The 17,302-nt window shown below is 40.3% G+C and carries 14 protein-coding genes and 1 riboswitch; all 14 genes read left to right on the top strand.

Annotation, left to right across the window (positions count from 1 at the left end):
- The first annotated feature begins 52 nt into the window (after positions 1 to 52).
- The 14 genes from hpf to FBF73_RS01170 all read left to right on the top strand — a co-directional run bounded on the left by hpf (position 53) and on the right by FBF73_RS01170 (position 17,301).
- The gene (hpf, locus tag FBF73_RS01235; protein ID WP_000599100.1) at positions 53 to 601 is read left to right on the top strand and encodes a ribosome hibernation-promoting factor, HPF/YfiA family; all 549 of its coding nucleotides are present in this window, start codon (positions 53 to 55) and stop codon (positions 599 to 601) included.
- An 86-nt stretch (positions 602 to 687) separates the two neighbouring features.
- Positions 688 to 1,866 (top strand): acetyl-CoA C-acetyltransferase, encoded by a 1,179-nt coding sequence (locus FBF73_RS01230; protein WP_136936725.1) that lies wholly within the window; start codon positions 688 to 690, stop codon positions 1,864 to 1,866.
- Between the two features lie 162 nt (positions 1,867 to 2,028).
- Positions 2,029 to 4,002 (top strand): DHH family phosphoesterase, encoded by a 1,974-nt coding sequence (locus FBF73_RS01225; protein WP_136936724.1) that lies wholly within the window; start codon positions 2,029 to 2,031, stop codon positions 4,000 to 4,002.
- Positions 3,999 to 4,451, top strand: a complete 453-nt coding sequence (gene rplI, locus FBF73_RS01220) for a 50S ribosomal protein L9 (protein ID WP_136936723.1) — start codon at positions 3,999 to 4,001, stop codon at positions 4,449 to 4,451. The genes FBF73_RS01225 and rplI overlap by 4 nt, the downstream gene beginning before the upstream one ends.
- 43 nt (positions 4,452 to 4,494) lie before the next feature.
- Positions 4,495 to 5,847 carry a replicative DNA helicase gene (gene dnaB / locus FBF73_RS01215; RefSeq protein ID WP_136936722.1) on the top strand — a complete coding sequence of 451 codons (1,353 nt, stop codon included), beginning with the start codon at positions 4,495 to 4,497 and terminating at the stop codon, positions 5,845 to 5,847.
- A 1-nt stretch (position 5,848) separates the two neighbouring features.
- A complete protein-coding gene (locus tag FBF73_RS01210) occupies positions 5,849 to 6,115 on the top strand; it encodes a Veg family protein (protein WP_001278169.1) in 267 nt (88 codons plus the stop codon).
- An 88-nt stretch (positions 6,116 to 6,203) separates the two neighbouring features.
- Positions 6,204 to 7,559 (top strand): choline binding-anchored murein hydrolase CbpD, encoded by a 1,356-nt coding sequence (cbpD, locus tag FBF73_RS01205; RefSeq protein ID WP_136936721.1) that lies wholly within the window; start codon positions 6,204 to 6,206, stop codon positions 7,557 to 7,559.
- Between the two features lie 303 nt (positions 7,560 to 7,862).
- Positions 7,863 to 10,916, top strand: a complete 3,054-nt coding sequence (locus FBF73_RS01200; RefSeq protein ID WP_136936720.1) for an LPXTG cell wall anchor domain-containing protein — start codon at positions 7,863 to 7,865, stop codon at positions 10,914 to 10,916.
- 119 nt (positions 10,917 to 11,035) lie between these two features.
- Positions 11,036 to 13,669, top strand: coding sequence for a DNA polymerase I (gene polA / locus FBF73_RS01195; protein ID WP_136936719.1), 2,634 nt, complete (start codon positions 11,036 to 11,038; stop codon positions 13,667 to 13,669).
- Positions 13,670 to 13,770: 101 nt separating this feature from the next.
- A riboswitch (TPP riboswitch) is annotated at positions 13,771 to 13,873 on the top strand.
- 68 nt (positions 13,874 to 13,941) lie between these two features.
- Entirely contained in the window at positions 13,942 to 14,232 is a 291-nt protein-coding gene (locus FBF73_RS01190; protein WP_124787454.1) for a thiamine-binding protein, read from the top strand.
- A complete protein-coding gene (locus tag FBF73_RS01185) occupies positions 14,195 to 14,953 on the top strand; it encodes an ABC transporter permease (RefSeq protein ID WP_169435150.1) in 759 nt (252 codons plus the stop codon). Before FBF73_RS01190 ends, FBF73_RS01185 begins: the two co-directional genes overlap by 38 nt.
- A 37-nt stretch (positions 14,954 to 14,990) precedes the next feature.
- Entirely contained in the window at positions 14,991 to 15,998 is a 1,008-nt protein-coding gene (locus tag FBF73_RS01180) for an ABC transporter substrate-binding protein (protein ID WP_136936717.1), read from the top strand.
- Positions 15,998 to 16,726: an ABC transporter ATP-binding protein gene (locus FBF73_RS01175; RefSeq protein ID WP_136936716.1), complete on the top strand. Its 729-nt coding sequence runs from the start codon at positions 15,998 to 16,000 to the stop codon at positions 16,724 to 16,726. The genes FBF73_RS01180 and FBF73_RS01175 overlap by 1 nt, the downstream gene beginning before the upstream one ends.
- A 116-nt stretch (positions 16,727 to 16,842) precedes the next feature.
- Positions 16,843 to 17,301, top strand: a complete 459-nt coding sequence (locus FBF73_RS01170) for a CtsR family transcriptional regulator (protein WP_136936715.1) — start codon at positions 16,843 to 16,845, stop codon at positions 17,299 to 17,301.
- Position 17,302 lies beyond the last annotated feature (1 nt).

Genomic DNA, 17,302 nt, shown 5'->3' with positions numbered 1-17,302 from the left:
AGCGTTATAATGAAATCAGAAAAACAAAAATGTTTAGAAAGAAGGTACTCATATGATTAAATATAGTATCCGTGGTGAAAACCTAGAAGTAACAGAAGCAATTCGTGATTATGTAGTTTCTAAACTCGAAAAGATCGAAAAGTATTTTCAAGCTGAACAAGAGTTGGATGCTCGAGTTAACTTGAAGGTGTATCGTGAAAAAACGGCTAAAGTGGAGGTAACGATTCCACTTGGATCAATTACTCTTCGTGCAGAAGATGTCTCTCAAGATATGTATGGTTCAATTGACCTTGTAACCGATAAAATTGAACGTCAGATTCGTAAAAATAAAACAAAAATTGAGCGTAAAAATAAAAACAAGGTAGCAACTAGTCAATTATTTACAGATGCTTTGGTGGAAGATCCAAATGTTGTCCAGTCTAGAGTTGTTCGTTCAAAACAAATTGATTTAAAACCAATGGATTTGGAAGAAGCTATTCTACAGATGGATTTGTTGGGACATGATTTCTTTATCTATGTGGATGTTGAAGATCAAACAACTAATGTGATTTATCGTCGTGAAGATGGAGAAATTGGTCTGTTAGAGGTTAAAGAATCTTAAAATTGAAATGACTAATTAAAGTGGTTTACACCAGTGTAAACCACTTTTGTATTGCATCATTACACAAGGCATAAATGGAGGTAGTCATGAAAGACGTAGTTATTGTTTCGGCAGTGCGAACTCCTATAGGTTCCTTTGGCGGGAGCTTAAAGAATGTTTCTGCTGTTGATTTGGGATCTTTAGTAATTAAGAGTACTTTAGAAAAAGCGAATATTAAACCAGAGCAGGTAGATGAAGTAATTATGGGGAATGTTCTAGGCGCAGGTTTAGGCCAAAATGTGGCTCGCCAAATGAGTATTCATGCTGGGTTTCCTGAATTTACACCAGCCTTTACCATTAATAAGGTTTGTGGTTCCGGTTTGAAGGCAGTTCAGTTAGCTGCTCAAGCAATTCAGTGTGGCGATGCAGATATTATTGTTGCTGGTGGTGCGGAAAACATGAGTCAAGCTCCATATGTTTTGCCAAACTTTCGCTGGGGTGGCCGTATGGGAGATTCGAAAGTGGTAGATACCATGATTAAGGACGGTTTGTCTGATGCCTTTAATGAATACCATATGGGGATTACAGCTGAGAATGTGGCTAAAGAATATGGTATTAGTCGAGATATTCAAGATGCTTTTGCTTTGGAATCACAAAAACGAGCAGTAGCGGCTATAGAGTCTGGACGCTTTAAAGAAGAGATTGTGCCAGTGGTCATTCCTCAACGTAAAGGCGATCCTATCGTCTTTGATACAGATGAATTTCCTAGAAAAGATGCTAGCTTGGAGAGTCTGTCTGAGCTAGGTCCTGTTTTCAAAAAAGACGGTTCTGTCACAGCGGGAAATGCTTCAGGAATCAATGACGGGGCAGCAGCTGTCTTAATCATGAGTGCTGAAAAAGCTGAAGACTTAGGACTCCCAGTGATTGCTCGCATTCGTTCGTATGCAAGTGCAGGTTTGGATCCTAAGATTATGGGATGTGGACCGATTTATGCGACTCGCAAGGCACTTGAAAAAGGCAATTTGACAGTTGATGATCTTGACTTAATTGAGTCAAATGAAGCCTTTGCTGCTCAGGCTTGTGCGGTTGGGAAAACACTTGGTTTTAGCACAGATATTGTCAATGTCAATGGTGGCGCGATTGCTCTTGGTCACCCAATTGGGGCTTCAGGTTGCCGAATCCTAGTGACTCTGGTACATGAAATGATGAAACGTGATGCTAAAACTGGTTTAGCAACTCTCTGTATCGGAGGAGGGATGGGGATAGCCCTTATCGTAGAGCGTTAAAACAGATAGATAAAGATATAGAATTATGTTAAGTGGAAATCAGGGGGATGATTTATGTATCCTCCTATTTGCTCATAAATCTATAATTAACAGGCTATTTACCTCTTTTAAAAGTCGCTTTTTAAGGGCATTTGTGATATAATAATGCGCAAGAGGTTTAGAATGAAAAAAATTAAATTGACTCCGTTTTCGGTGATTCTACTTGGGATTATAACCTTAGGAATTCTGACAATGATGATTCTTTTTTCAAAAAATAATATAGTAACAATTGGTGTTTTATTTTTATTTGTGCTTCTTTATTTGATTTTATTCATCTGGAATAAAAAAAAGTATGAAAATAGAGTAATTAAACAAATTCAATATGTGAATCATCAGGCAGAAAACAGCTTGAATACTTTATTGGATCAGATGCCGGTTGGTGTTTTAAAACTAGATTTATCTAGTGGGGAGGTAGAGTGGTTTAATCCGTATGCAGAGCTAATTCTAACAACTGAAGAGGGAGAGGTTGATATAGCCTTAATTCAGACTATTATCAAGGCTTCTGTGGGGAATCCAGGTTCTTATGCCACCTTGGGTGAGACCCGCTATTCGGTTCATATGGACAAGGCATCTGGAGTTCTTTACTTTTTTGATGTGTCTGGAGAATACGAAGCGACTGTCGAGTTAGTAACGAGTCGGCCTGTGATTGGTGTCGTTTCTGTTGACAACTACGATGACTTAGAAGATGAAACATCGGAGTCTGATATCAGTCATATCAATAGTTTTGTAGCAAATTTTGTTTCAGAATTTGCTGGGAAGCATGCCATGTTCTCCCGTCGAGTGAGTATGGACCGTTTTTATTTATTTACGGACTACACGGTACTTGAGGGATTGATGAATGATAAATTTTCGGTTATCGATGCTTTCAGAGAAGAGGCGAAACAGAGACAGCTACCTTTGACCTTAAGTATGGGATTTTCTTATGGTGATGGAAATCATGATGAAATAGGGAAAGTTGCTTTGCTCAATTTGAACTTGGCTGAAGTGCGTGGTGGCGACCAGGTTGTTGTCAAGGAGAATGACGAAACTAAAAATCCAGTTTATTTTGGTGGTGGATCTGCGGCGTCAATCAAACGTACAAGGACACGTACGCGCGCTATGATGACAGCTATTTCAGATAAGATTCGGAGTGTAGATAAGGTTTTTGTAGTTGGTCATAAAAACCTCGATATGGATGCTTTGGGTTCTGCTGTAGGTATGCAGTTGTTTGCCAGCAATGTGACTGAAAATAGCTATGCTCTTTATGACGAAGAACAAATGTCTCCAGATATTGAACGAGCTGTTTCATTCTTAGAAAAAGAAGGAGTTACGAAGTTGTTGTCTGTTAAGGATGCAATGGGGATGGTGACCAATCGTTCTTTGTTGATTCTTGTAGACCATTCAAAGACTGCCTTAACTTTATCGAAAGAATTTTATGATTTGTTTACACAGACCATCGTTATTGACCACCACAGAAGGGATCAGGATTTTCCTGATAATGCAGTTATTACTTATATCGAAAGTGGTGCCAGCAGTGCCAGTGAGTTGGTAACAGAATTGATTCAGTTCCAGAATTCTAAGAAAAATCGTCTGAGTCGTATGCAAGCCAGTGTCTTGATGGCTGGTATGATGCTGGATACTAAAAATTTCACCTCACGAGTGACTAGTCGGACATTTGATGTTGCTAGCTATCTCAGAACGAGAGGAAGTGATAGTATTGCTATCCAGGAAATCGCTGCGACGGATTTTGAAGAATATCGTGAGGTCAATGAACTGATTTTACAGGGACGTAAATTAGGTTCAAATGTACTAATAGCAGAGGTTAAGGACTCAAAATGCTATGATACAGTTGTTATTAGTAAGGCAGCAGATGCCATGTTAGCTATGTCGGGTATTGAAGCGAGTTTTGTTCTTGCGAAGAATACACAAGGGTTTATCTCTATCTCCGCTCGCAGTCGTAGTAAACTGAATGTACAACGGATCATGGAAGAGCTGGGAGGTGGAGGCCACTTTAATTTGGCAGCAGCTCAAATTAAAGATTTAACCTTGTCAGAAGCGGGTGAAAAACTGACAGAAATTGTATTAAATGAAATAAAGGAAAAGGAGAAAGAAGAATGAAAGTAATCTTTTTAGCAGATGTTAAAGGAAAAGGAAAAAAAGGCGAAATTAAGGAAGTACCGACAGGGTATGCGCAAAACTTTCTTATCAAAAAGAATCTAGCCAAAGAAGCGACTGCTCAAGCTGTAGGTGAACTTCGTGGTAAACAAAAATCTGAAGAGAAAGCTCACGCTGAGATGATTGCAGAAGCAAAAGCAATTAAAGCCCAACTTGAAGCAGAAGAAACTGTTGTAGAATTTGTTGAAAAAGTTGGTCCAGATGGCCGTACTTTTGGTTCAATTACGAATAAGAAGATTGCAGAAGAATTGCAAAAGCAATTTGGAATTAAGCTTGATAAACGTCATATCCAAGTACAAGCTCCGATTCGGGCGGTTGGTTTGATTGATGTGCCAGTGAAAATCTATCAAGATATCACAAGCGTAATCAATCTTCGTGTGAAAGAAGGATAAATTTACACCTTCTTGACAAGATTGTAAAAGGAAGGGAAGTCTGATGGCAGAAGTAGAAGAGTTACGAGTACAGCCTCAAGATATCTTAGCTGAACAATCCGTTTTGGGGGCTATCTTTATTGACGAGAGTAAGCTTGTTTTTGTGCGAGAATATATTGAATCTCGGGACTTTTTTAAGTATGCCCATCGTTTGATTTTCCAAGCTATGGTTGATTTATCCAATCGCGGCGATGCTATCGATGCAACAACGGTTCGTACCATTCTTGATAATCAAGGTGATTTACAGAATATTGGTGGGCTGTCTTACCTAGTTGAGATTGTCAATTCTGTGCCAACTTCTGCTAATGCGGAGTATTATGCTAAAATTGTTGCAGAAAAGGCTATGCTACGGCGATTAATCGCCAAGTTGACAGAGTCTGTCAATCAAGCTTACGAGGCTTCACAACCAGCTGATGAAATCATTGCTCAAGCAGAAAAAGGTCTGATTGATGTTAGTGAAAATGCTAATCGAAGTGGATTTAAGAACATTAGAGATGTGTTGAATGTCAACTTTGGCAATCTGGAGGCTCGCTCCCAACAAACTACTGATATTACAGGTATTGCGACAGGTTATCGTGATTTGGATCATATGACGACTGGTTTGCATGAGGAGGAGTTGATTATTTTGGCAGCTCGTCCTGCGGTTGGTAAGACAGCCTTTGCCTTAAATATTGCTCAGAACATTGGGACTAAGTTGGACAAAACGGTTGCTATCTTTTCGCTCGAAATGGGTGCGGAAAGTTTAGTGGATCGTATGTTGGCGGCAGAAGGTTTGGTGGAATCGCATTCTATCCGTACAGGTCAATTGACCGATGAGGAATGGCAAAAGTATACCATTGCTCAAGGCAATTTGGCTAATGCAAGTATCTACATTGATGATACGCCAGGAATTCGGATTACAGAGATTCGTTCTCGTTCACGTAAATTAGCTCAAGAAACGGGTAATCTTGGTTTGATTTTGATAGATTACTTGCAGCTTATCACGGGAACTGGTCGGGAAAATCGTCAACAAGAGGTTTCAGAAATTTCACGTCAGTTGAAAATTTTAGCTAAGGAACTGAAGGTTCCAGTAATTGCTCTGAGTCAGTTGTCTCGTGGTGTAGAACAACGTCAGGATAAGAGACCGGTCTTATCTGATATTCGTGAATCGGGATCTATCGAGCAGGACGCTGATATCGTAGCCTTTCTTTATCGCGACGACTACTATGAGCGTGGTGGTGAAGAAGAGGAAGGCATACCGAATAATAAGGTAGAAGTTATTATCGAGAAAAACCGTAGTGGAGCTCGTGGAACGGTGGAATTGATTTTCCAAAAAGAATACAATAAATTTTCAAGTATCTCAAAGAGGGAGGAATAAGATGTCAGATGCATTTACAGATGTAGCCAAGATGAAAAAAATCAAAGAAGAAATCAAGGCACATGAGGGACAAGTCGTAGAAATGACTTTGGAGAATGGTCGTAAGCGCCAAAAAAATAGATTGGGTAAGCTAATTGAGGTTTATCCATCCCTATTTATCGTTGAATTTGGAAACGTTGAAGGAGATAAACAAGCTAATGTTTACGTTGAATCCTTTACTTACTCAGATATCCTTACAGAAAAGAATTTGATTCATTATCTTGACTAAAGTGAGAAATTTTCTCACTTTTTCTTTTTTCTCCGAATAATTTAAGTGAAGGCAATCTTCGATTTATATTATTTTTCAAGGAGGAAGAATGAAAGTTTTACCATTCAAAGTAACAGAGACAGGATTTTCTTTTAGAAAATCAGCTAAAAAAGTTGTTCCCTTTTTAGTAGTAGGATTGATGCTAGCAGCGGGTGATAGTGCATATGCCTATTCCGGAGGAAATGGATCGATTGCGCGTGGGGATGATTATCCTGCTTATTATAAAAATGGCAGTCAGGAGATTGACAAGTGGCGTATGTATTCTCGTCAGTGTACTTCTTTTGCAGCCTTTCGTTTGAGTAATGTCAATGGTTTTGAGATTCCGGCTGCTTATGGGAATGCGAATGAATGGGGGCATCGTGCTCGTCGTGAAGGTTATCGTGTCGATAATACACCGACAATTGGCTCCATTGCTTGGTCTACTGCAGGAACTTATGGGCATGTTGCTTGGGTGTCAAATGTAATGGGAGATCAGATTGAGATTGAAGAATACAACTATGGAATAAGGGAATCTTATAATAAGCGCGTCGTGAAGGCCAATACCATGACTGGCTTTATTCATTTTAAAGATTTAGCTGGAGGAAGTGCAGGGAATAGTCAAACTTCAGTTTCCACAGGAGGAACACATTCTTTCAAGGCTAAGGCTGCTATCAAAAATCAGCCTCTAGCTAGCGCTACTACGATTGATTACTATTATGCTGGCGATAATGTTCATTATGATCAAGTTCTTGAAAAAGACGGATACAAGTGGTTGAGTTATACGACTTATAATGGAAGCCGTCGTTATGTACAATTGGAGGCTGTGAATACAAATCCTCTTGATTCTCACGTTCTAAATGATTCTCGTATCTCTTCCACAGGAGGAACACATTTTTTTAAGGCTAAATCTGCTATCAAGACTCAGCCCCTAGCTAGCGCAACTACAATTGATTATTATTACTCTGGAGAGAACGTTCATTATGATCAGATTCTCGAAAAAGATGGATACAAATGGTTGAGTTATACTGCTTATAATGGAAGTCGTCGCTATGTTCAGTTGGAAGAAGTTTCGCACTCGGATGTTCACCAACCAGGAAATACCTCTAACAACAATACGGATAGTAGTTTGGCTATAAATTGGAAGAAAGTGAATGGTAGTTGGTATCATTTTAAATCCAATGGTTCTAAATCAACGGGATGGCTAAAAGATGGTTCTAACTGGTATTATTTGAAATCGTCAGGTGAAATGCAGACAGGCTGGTTACAGGAGAAAGGATTTTGGTATTATCTAGATGATTCAGGGGCAATGAAAACGGGCTGGTATCAAGTATCTGGTAAGTGGTATTATTCTTACTCTTCAGGTGAGCTAGCTGTTAATACTATAGTGGACGGTTATACTGTAAATCATAACGGTGAGTGGGTTTAATTTTAAGTAATTGAATCTGAACAGGAGAAAAATCTCCTGTTTTTTGTTTAAACTAGAGTTTTTATGAAGAGTTAAGATATCTGAATTGGATTCGAAACTATAATTTACTATAGAAAATGAAAGTGATGAAAAGAAAGAAAAAAGAAAGCTAGTAAAACATGCGTTACTTTCTTGAAGTTTTTTATAGCCGCGAAATACATTATATTAATAATAAAGTATATATAATATAATATATTTTTTGATTTCACTCAAAAAAAGGTTTATAATGTACATAAATATGATTCTCAAAAAGAGGTACACAAGATGAACAAAAAGAAAATGATTTTAACTAGTTTGGCTAGTGTGGCTGTTTTAGGTGCTACATTTGTTGCATCTCAACCGTCAGTTGTGAAAGCTGATGACAAACCTACAGCTGCTCAACCTACTGGAGAAACTAAGCCTACACCTGCGGCTGAAACACCAAAAACTGAGGTTGAAAAAGCCAAGGAAGCTGAAAAAGAAGCTAACGCTAAAGTTGATGAAGCTCAATCTAAAGTAGATAGAACAACTACTACAGCAACTGATTCAGCTACTAAACTTGAAACAGAGAAAAGAGAAGCTGCTGAGGCTGATGCTGCAAAAACTAAAGCTGAAGAAGCTAAGAAAACAGCTGACGATGAATTAGCTAAAGCAAAAGAAGAAGCTGCTAAAGCTGACGCCAAAGCAAAAGAAGAAGCCGAAGCTAAAGTAGCTTTAACAGAAGCTTTGAAACAAATTCCTGATAACGAATTGCTTGACAAAAAAGCAAAAGAAGAATTATTAAAGGCTGTTGAGTCTGGTGAATTAAATGCTTCTGATATTCTTGCTGAGTTAGCAGATGATGCTGAAAAAGCACAAGATACGAATCCAACAATTAAAACAGAAACTCCTGTATCTAGGGATGAGCTTCCTGAAGAGGTGCAAGCGGGAATTGAAGAAGGTGAAGCAGCGGATGCTGCTCGTCCTGAATCAGAAAAATTGCAAGACAAAGCTGATGATTTAACTGAAACAATTGAAAACTTAACGGATGATGCTGAGAAATTAAAAGCCGATGCTGAAAAGAAAGCTGAAACACTCAAAAGACAGGAAGATACTTTAAAAGAAGCAAAAGAAGCTCTTAAATCTGCTAAAGATAATGGATTTGCTGAAGATATCACAGCACCGTTAGAAAAAGCTGTAACTGCGATTGAAAAAGAACGCGATACTGCTAAATCTGAATTTGATGAAGCTGATGAAAAAGTTCAAGCTGCTACAGCTGAAATTCAAGATTTAACTGAAAAACGTGATAATCTTCTTGAAGAAGTAAAAAAAGCAGAAGCAAAAGAAGCTGCAGAACCAGCTAAACCAGCAGAAGAAACTCCAGAGGAAGAAGCTGAACCAACCGAAGCTGAAAAAGCTGCTAAAGCTAAAGCAGAGGCTGATGCTAAAGTTGCTGAATTAGAGAAAAAAGTAGCTGAAGAAGCTAAAAAAGTAGAAGAAGCTACCACTAAAGCTAAAAAAGAAGCTGCTGATGTAACTGCTGCTGAGACTGCAAAAGCAGAAGCAGACAAAGCTAAAGCTGACGCAGAAGCTGAATTAGCTAAGGCTAAAGAAGAAGCAGCTAAAGCAAAAGCTAAAGTAGAAGAAGAAGTTAAAAAAGAAGAAGACGCTAAAAAAGAAGAAGCAGCTAACTTAGAAGCTTTGAAAGGTGCTTTAGAGCAACTTGAAAAAAAAGCTGAAGATAAAATCAACAAGGATGATAGCATCAAGCCTGAAGATAAAGCGAAAGCTATCGAAGAAGCAAAAGCTGAAATCGGTAAAGAAGCCTTATTAAAAGCGATTGAAGATGGAGTTCTTACAGCTACTCAAGCTGTAGATGAATTCGTCAACGATGGCAACACAAAAGATAAAGCTCCTGAAGCTTATAAAACTAAAGAATTAACTGCTGACGAAACTAAAAAAATTGAAGAAGTAGCTAAAAAAGAAGCTTCTAAACCAATTGTCAAAAAACTTACAGACATTGCTGATGATTTAGCTGAAAAAATTGAACAATTAACTAACGAAGCTGATGAAGATAAAGCTGACGCTGCTGAAAAGGCTAAGGTAGTAGAAGAGAAGAATGCTGCGTTAGATAAACAAAAAGAAACTTTAGAAAAAACTAAAACTGCTCTTGAAACTGCTAAGAAAAACAATGCGGATCAAGCTATCCAAGATGGATTGCAAGATGCTGTAACTAAACTAGAAGCTTCAGTTGCTTCTGCTAAATCAGCTAGTGATGAAGCCAAAACTGATTTCGACGAAGTGAACGAATTGGTTCAAGAGGATGACGATGCAATTACTAGAATAACTGATGATTACAACGCAACTTTAGGTTACATCGAAAACTTAAAAGAAGTTCCTAAGGGTGAAGAACTGAAAGACTTTAGTGGTGGTGTAAATCCTAGTGATGCACCTTCTGACGACGCTAAACAACTTGACGAAGTACCAAGTGCTCTTAATGCTCCTGAATTCAACGGTGGTGTGAATCCTAGTGACTCTCCTTCTGGAGATCATGGCTCTGATTTCAATGGTGGGATAAATGATGCAACACCTCCTACTGTAGCCGATGCTTCAGAATATAGTGGAGGAGTTAATGCGGCTGATGCTCCTGTAGCTGAGGTAGCTCCGGAATTCAATAGTGGAGTTAATAGTTTAGAAGTAGCAATTAACGAAGTCCCAGCGTATGTAGAAACAGGCGCTCCAGCGATTACTGAAGTTCCAGCGTATGCAGAGACAGGCGCCCCAGAAGTTACTGAAGTTCCAGCGTATGCAGAGACAGGCGCCCCAGCAATTACTGAAGTCCCAGCGTATGCAGAAACAGGAACTCCATCAGTTACTGAAATTCCAGCGTATGCAGAAGCAGGCGCCCCAGCAATTACTGAAGTCCCAGCGTATGCAGAAACAGGAGCCCCAGCAATTACTGAAGTTCCAGCGTATGCAGAAACAGGCTCCCCAGCAATTACTGAAGTCCCAGCGTATGCAGAAACCGGCGCCCCAGCAATTAACGAAGTCCCAGCGTATGCAGAAACAGGCTCCCCAGCGATTAACGAAGTCCCAGCATATGTAGAAACAGGCTCCCCAGCGATTACTGAAGTTCCAGCGTATGCAGAAACCGGCGCCCCAGCGATTACTGAAGTTCCAGAATATACTCTTACAACAGCAGGTACTAACAAGGATAATACTTATCAAGCACCAGCAGCAAAAGCAGAAGATAAAAAAGAACTTCCAAATACTGGTGGTAAAGATAATGTTGCAGTTGCATCATTGGGATTCCTTGGATTGTTCCTCGGTGCCCTTCCATTTGTGAAACGTAAGAACTAATTTATTTTCGTAGCTTGAAAGAGAGGGAATAACTTCCTTCTCTTTTTTAGTTTATCTTAGTTTCTCTCAGGGAACTCTTCTCAATGGTATTTTTTGGTGCTTTCCTTTATAATGGGTGTATGGATAAGAAAAAATTATTATTGATTGATGGGTCTTCTGTTGCTTTTCGGGCGTTTTTTGCGCTCTATCAGCAGTTGGACCGTTTTAAGAATGCGGCTGGTTTGCATACCAATGCCATTTATGGCTTCCAGTTGATGTTGAGTCATTTGTTGGAGAGGGTTGAGCCTAGTCATATTTTGGTTGCTTTTGATGCGGGAAAGACGACCTTCCGTACAGAGATGTATGCGGACTATAAGGGTGGTCGGGCTAAGACTCCTGATGAGTTTCGTGAGCAATTTCCTTTCATTCGTGAGTTGTTGGATCATATGGGAATTCGTCACTATGAGTTGGCTCAGTATGAGGCGGATGACATCATTGGGACGCTGGATAAACTAGCTGAGCAGGATGGTTTTGATATTACCATTGTCAGTGGGGACAAGGATTTGATTCAGCTGACGGATGAGCATACGGTGGTTGAGATTTCCAAGAAAGGTGTGGCTGAGTTTGAGGCCTTTACGCCAGAATATCTTATGGAAAAGATGGGCATTACACCGACGCAGTTTATCGATCTCAAGGCGCTCATGGGTGATAAGTCGGATAATATTCCTGGGGTGACTAAAATCGGTGAAAAGACGGGTATCAAGCTCTTGCTGGAGCATGGTTCGCTCGAGGGGATTTATGAAAATATCGATGGGATGAAGGCTTCTAAGATGAAGGAAAATCTCATCAATGATAAGGAACAGGCCTTTTTGTCGAAAACACTGGCGACCATTGATACCCAGGCACCGATTGAGATTGGTTTGGAGGATTTGGTCTATAGTGGTCCAGATGTGGAAAATCTCGGGAAATTCTACGATGAGATGGGCTTCAAACAGCTCAAGCAGGCTTTAAATGTATCGTCAGCTGATGTGGCTGAGAGCTTGGACTTTACTATCATTGATCAAGTCAGTCAAGATATGCTGAGTGAGGAGTCTATCTTCCATTTTGAACTTTTTGGTGAGAATTACCATACGGATGATTTGGTTGGATTTGCCTGGTCTTGTGGAGATAAGCTCTATGCTACGGACAAGCTTAACCTTTTGCAAGAGCCTATTTTCAAGGATTTTCTAGAAAAAACACCTCTGAGAGTTTATGATTTTAAAAAGGCCAAAGTTCTCTTGAATCGTTTTGGTGTGGATTTACAGGCGCCTGCTTTTGATAGTCGTTTGGCTAAATACCTCCTTTCGACTGTGGAGGACAATGAAATTGCGACTATTGCTAGTCTTTATGGTCAGACTTACTTGGTCGATGATGAGACTTTCTATGGTAAGGGAGTCAAGAAGGCCCTTCCTGGACGTAAGAAATTCTTGGAACATTTGGCGAGTAAGCTTGCTGTTTTGGTTGAGACTGAGTCTATTTTGCTTAAAAAACTCAGTGAAAATGGGCAATTAGAGCTTCTTTATGATATGGAGCAACCCCTATCTTTTGTCCTTGCCAAGATGGAAATTGCTGGAATTACGGTCAAGAAAGAGACCTTGCTTGAGATGCAGGATGAAAATGAGCTTGTCATTGAAAAACTGACTCAGGAGATTTACGAACTGGCTGGTGAGGAGTTTAATATTAACTCGCCTAAGCAGTTGGGCGTGCTTCTCTTTGAAAAATTGGGGCTACCTCTAGAATACACTAAGAAAACCAAGACTGGATACTCGACAGCCGTGGATGTCTTGGAGCGTCTGGCTCCTATTGCGCCGATTGTTAAGAAAATTCTCGACTACCGTCAGATTGCTAAGATTCAATCTACCTATGTGATTGGCTTGCAGGACTGGATTTTGGCTGATGGCAAGATTCATACTCGCTATGTGCAGGATTTGACCCAGACTGGGCGTCTGTCTAGTGTGGATCCAAACTTGCAAAATATTCCTGTGCGTTTGGAGCAAGGCCGTCTCATTCGTAAGGCTTTTGTGCCTGAGTGGGAGGATAGTGTGTTGCTCAGCTCGGACTATTCACAGATTGAATTGCGCGTTTTGGCGCATATTTCTAAGGATGAGCACTTGATTAAGGCTTTCCAAGAGGGGGCAGATATCCATACTTCGACAGCCATGCGTGTCTTTGGCATTGATCGTCCTGAGGATGTGACTGCAAATGACCGTCGCAATGCCAAGGCTGTTAACTTTGGAGTGGTTTACGGGATTTCAGACTTTGGTTTGTCTAATAATCTGGGCATTAGCCGTAAGGAGGCCAAAGCCTACATTGATACCTACTTTGAACGCTTCCCGGGTATTAAAAACTACATGGATGAAGTGGTGCGTGAGGCGCGTGATAAGGGTTATGTGGAGACCCTCTTCAAGCGTCGTCGTGAGTTGCCAGATATCAATTCGCGCAACTTCAATATTCGTGGTTTTGCGGAGCGGACAGCTATCAACTCTCCTATACAGGGTTCGGCGGCAGATATTCTCAAGATTGCCATGATTCAGCTAGACAAGGCTCTAGTTGAAGGTGGTTATCAGACCAAGATGTTGTTACAAGTGCACGATGAAATCGTTCTTGAAGTTCCTAAATCTGAACTAGCAGAAATGAAAAAATTGGTCAAACAAACCATGGAAGAAGCCATTCAACTCAGTGTTCCCCTGATTGCGGATGAGAATGAGGGAGCAACCTGGTACGAGGCTAAATAAAAAAGTTATGTAGAGTTTGAAGCACTTGTTTTCAAACTCTTTTCATGTTGTTCTGTAAGCAGTTTCCTTGACATTTTTTTTATTTTGCGCTATCATATGTCCATATAATATATGGGAGTCTGTGTACAGTCTGAGAGGAAGTGTTAAACTTCGACCGCACCTGATCTGGGTAATGCCAGCGTAGGGAACGATACTTAGTCTATTCTGCACCTTTTCCATATATGGTAAAGGTTTTTCTTTTTGTCAAAGGAAAACGAGAAGAGGAGGTTCTTATGAAAGCAAGCATTGCCTTGCAAGTTTTACCCCTATCACAGGGAATTGATCGGATTGCTGTTATTGATCAGGTCATTGCTTATCTGCAAGCTCAAGAAGTGACTATGGTGGTGACACCATTTGAAACGGTCTTGGAAGGGGAGTTTGATGAGCTTATGCGTATTCTCAAAGAAGCGCTTGAAGTGGTAGGACAAAAGGCAGACAATGTTTTTGCCAATGTCAAAATAAATGTAGGAGAGATTTTAAGTATTGATGAGAAACTTGAAAAGTATACTGAGACGACACATTAGTCTATTGGGCTTTCTAGGAGTCTTGTCAATCTGGCAGTTAGCAGGTTTTCTTAAACTTCTCCCCAAGTTTATCCTGCCGACACCTCTTGAAATCCTCCAGTCTTTTGTGCGTGATAGAGAATTTCTCTGGCACCATAGCTGGGCGACCTTGAGAGTGGCTTTGCTAGGTCTAATTTTGGGAGTTTTGATTGCCTGTCTCATGGCTGTGCTCATGGACAGTTTGACTTGGCTCAATGACCTGATTTACCCTATGATGGTGGTTGTCCAGACCATTCCGACCATTGCCATAGCTCCTATTCTAGTCTTGTGGCTAGGTTATGGGATTCTCCCTAAGATTGTCTTGATTATCTTGACGACAACCTTTCCTATCATCGTCAGCATTTTGGACGGTTTTAGGCATTGTGACAAGGATATGCTGACCTTGTTTAGTCTGATGCGGGCCAATCCTTGGCAAATCCTTTGGCATTTTAAAATCCCAGTCAGCCTGCCTTACTTTTATGCAGGTCTGAGGGTTAGTGTCTCCTACGCCTTTATCACAACAGTGGTATCTGAGTGGTTGGGAGGCTTTGAAGGACTAGGTGTTTACATGATTCAGTCCAAGAAACTGTTTCAGTATGATACCATGTTTGCTATTATTATTCTGGTATCGATTATCAGCCTTCTCGGTATGAAGCTGGTTGATGTCAGTGAAAAATATGTTATTAAATGGAAACGTTTGTAAAATTAGAATGTTTCAAAAAAGAAAAGAGGAAATCAAAATGAAAAAAACATGGAAAGTGTTTTTAACTGTTTTAACAGCTCTTGTAGCTGTTGTGCTTGTGGCCTGTGGTCAAGGAACTGCCTCTAAGGATAATAAGGAAGCAGAACTTAAGAAGATTGACTTTATCCTAGACTGGACACCAAATACTAACCACACAGGGCTTTATGTGGCTAAGGAAAAAGGCTACTTCAAGGAAGCTGGAGTGGATGTTGATTTGAAATTGCCACCAGAAGAAAGTTCTTCTGACTTGGTTATTAACGGTAAGGCACCATTTGCAGTTTATTTCCAAGACTATATGGCTAAAAAATTGGAAAAAGGAGCAGGAATTACTGCCGTTGCAGCTATTGTTGAACACAATACATCAGGAATTATCTCTCGTAAATCTGACAATGTAGCTAGTCCAAAAGATCTAGTTGGTAAGAAATATGGTACATGGAATGATCCAACTGAACTTGCTATGTTGAAAACCTTGGTAGAATCACAAGGTGGGGACTTTGAGAAGGTTGAAAAAGTACCAAATAACGACTCAAACTCTATCACACCGATTGCTAATGGAGTATTTGATACTGCATGGATCTACTACGGATGGGATGGTATCCTTGCAAAATCTCAAGGCGTAGAGGCTAATTTCATGTATTTGAAAGACTACGTCAAGGAATTTGATTACTACTCACCAGTTATCATCGCAAACAACGACTACCTTAAAGACAACAAAGAAGAAGCGCGCAAAGTTATCCAAGCTATCAAAAAAGGTTACCAATATGCTATGGAGCATCCAGAAGAAGCAGCTGATATCCTCATCAAGAATGCACCTGAACTTCAGGAAAAACGTGACTTTGTCATCGAATCTCAAAAATACTTGTCAAAAGAATACGCAAGCGACAAGGAAAAATGGGGTCAATTTGATGCAGCTCGCTGGAATGCCTTCTACAAATGGGATAAAGAAAATGGTATCCTTAAAGAAGATTTGACAGACAAAGGCTTCACCAACGAATTTGTGAAATAATGACAGAGATTAGACTAGAACATGTCAGTTATGCCTATGGTCAGGAGAGGATTTTAGAAGACATTAACCTGCAGGTGACTTCAGGTGAAGTGGTTTCTATTCTGGGCCCAAGTGGTGTAGGAAAGACCACCCTCTTTAATCTGATCGCTGGGATTTTAGAAGTTCAGTCAGGGAGAATTGTACTTGACGGTGAGGAGAATCCCAAGGGGCGCGTGAGTTATATGTTGCAAAAGGATCTGCTCTTGGAGCACAAGACGGTGCTTGGTAATATCATTCTGCCCCTCTTGATTCAAAAAGTGGATAAGGCTGAAGCTATTGCTCGCGCAGATGAAATTCTTGCGACCTTCCAGTTGACAGCTGTACGGGACAAGTATCCTCATGAACTTAGTGGTGGGATGCGCCAGCGTGTAGCCTTGCTTCGAACCTACCTTTTCGGGCACAAGCTCTTTCTCTTAGATGAGGCCTTTAGCGCCTTGGATGAGATGACCAAGATGGAACTCCACGCTTGGTATCTTGAAATTCACAAGCAGTTGCAGCTAACAACCTTGATTATTACTCACAGTATCGAGGAGGCCCTTAATCTCAGCGACCGCATCTATATCTTAAAAAATCGCCCTGGGCAGATTGTTTCAGAAATTAAACTAGATTGGTCTGAAGACGAGGACAAGGAAGTCCAAAAGATTGCCTACAAACGTCAAATCTTGGCAGAATTAGGCTTAAATAAGTAGAAAAATAGGGAGTTGGTGAAGATTATCCTTTACCAGCGCCCTTTTTCTTTTAAAAATAAGAAAATTTCGGTATAATAGTCAAAGATAGTCAAGGTTTAAAGAGAGGTGGGTTTGTAATGAGATTTAAAAATATATCGGATCATATTGAGGCCTACATCAAGGCGATTTTAGATCAATCTGGTATTGTGGAGTTGCAACGGAGTCAGTTGGCAGATACCTTTCAGGTTGTTCCTAGTCAGATTAACTATGTGATCAAGACACGCTTTACGGAAAGTAGAGGCTACTTGGTTGAAAGTAAGCGTGGTGGTGGAGGCTACATTCGTATAGGACGGATTGAGTTTTCTAGTCATCATGAAATGCTTAGGGAGCTGCTTTACTCGATTGGTGAGCGGGTCAGTCAAGAAATTTATGAGGATATTCTCCAGCTTTTGGTTGAGCAGGAATTGATGACCAAGCAGGAGATGAATTTGCTGATGACAGTAGCTTTGGATCGCGTTCTAGGAGAAGAAGCTCCAGTCCTTCGAGCTAATATGCTACGACAGGTCATACAAGAGGTAGATAGAAAAGGGAAGTAAG

Origin of the sequence: Streptococcus mitis (assembly GCF_005144795.1) — a bacterium.
Lineage (GTDB): Bacteria > Bacillota > Bacilli > Lactobacillales > Streptococcaceae > Streptococcus > Streptococcus mitis_BB.
Note: the sequence above shows the minus strand (reverse complement) of the source record. Positions and strands in the feature narration are given on the sequence as shown.

Coding starts and splice junctions, on each gene's coding strand:
- FBF73_RS01170 (WP_136936715.1), top strand. CDS start 16,843: ATGAGATTTAAAAATATATCGGATCATATTGAGGCCTACATCAAGGCG.
- FBF73_RS01185 (WP_169435150.1), top strand. CDS start 14,195: ATGAGAAACTTGAAAAGTATACTGAGACGACACATTAGTCTATTGGGC.
- FBF73_RS01175 (WP_136936716.1), top strand. CDS start 15,998: ATGACAGAGATTAGACTAGAACATGTCAGTTATGCCTATGGTCAGGAG.
- FBF73_RS01190 (WP_124787454.1), top strand. CDS start 13,942: ATGAAAGCAAGCATTGCCTTGCAAGTTTTACCCCTATCACAGGGAATT.
- polA (WP_136936719.1), top strand. CDS start 11,036: ATGGATAAGAAAAAATTATTATTGATTGATGGGTCTTCTGTTGCTTTT.
- dnaB (WP_136936722.1), top strand. CDS start 4,495: ATGGCAGAAGTAGAAGAGTTACGAGTACAGCCTCAAGATATCTTAGCT.
- FBF73_RS01210 (WP_001278169.1), top strand. CDS start 5,849: ATGTCAGATGCATTTACAGATGTAGCCAAGATGAAAAAAATCAAAGAA.
- FBF73_RS01230 (WP_136936725.1), top strand. CDS start 688: ATGAAAGACGTAGTTATTGTTTCGGCAGTGCGAACTCCTATAGGTTCC.
- FBF73_RS01180 (WP_136936717.1), top strand. CDS start 14,991: ATGAAAAAAACATGGAAAGTGTTTTTAACTGTTTTAACAGCTCTTGTA.
- FBF73_RS01200 (WP_136936720.1), top strand. CDS start 7,863: ATGAACAAAAAGAAAATGATTTTAACTAGTTTGGCTAGTGTGGCTGTT.
- hpf (WP_000599100.1), top strand. CDS start 53: ATGATTAAATATAGTATCCGTGGTGAAAACCTAGAAGTAACAGAAGCA.
- cbpD (WP_136936721.1), top strand. CDS start 6,204: ATGAAAGTTTTACCATTCAAAGTAACAGAGACAGGATTTTCTTTTAGA.
- FBF73_RS01225 (WP_136936724.1), top strand. CDS start 2,029: ATGAAAAAAATTAAATTGACTCCGTTTTCGGTGATTCTACTTGGGATT.
- rplI (WP_136936723.1), top strand. CDS start 3,999: ATGAAAGTAATCTTTTTAGCAGATGTTAAAGGAAAAGGAAAAAAAGGC.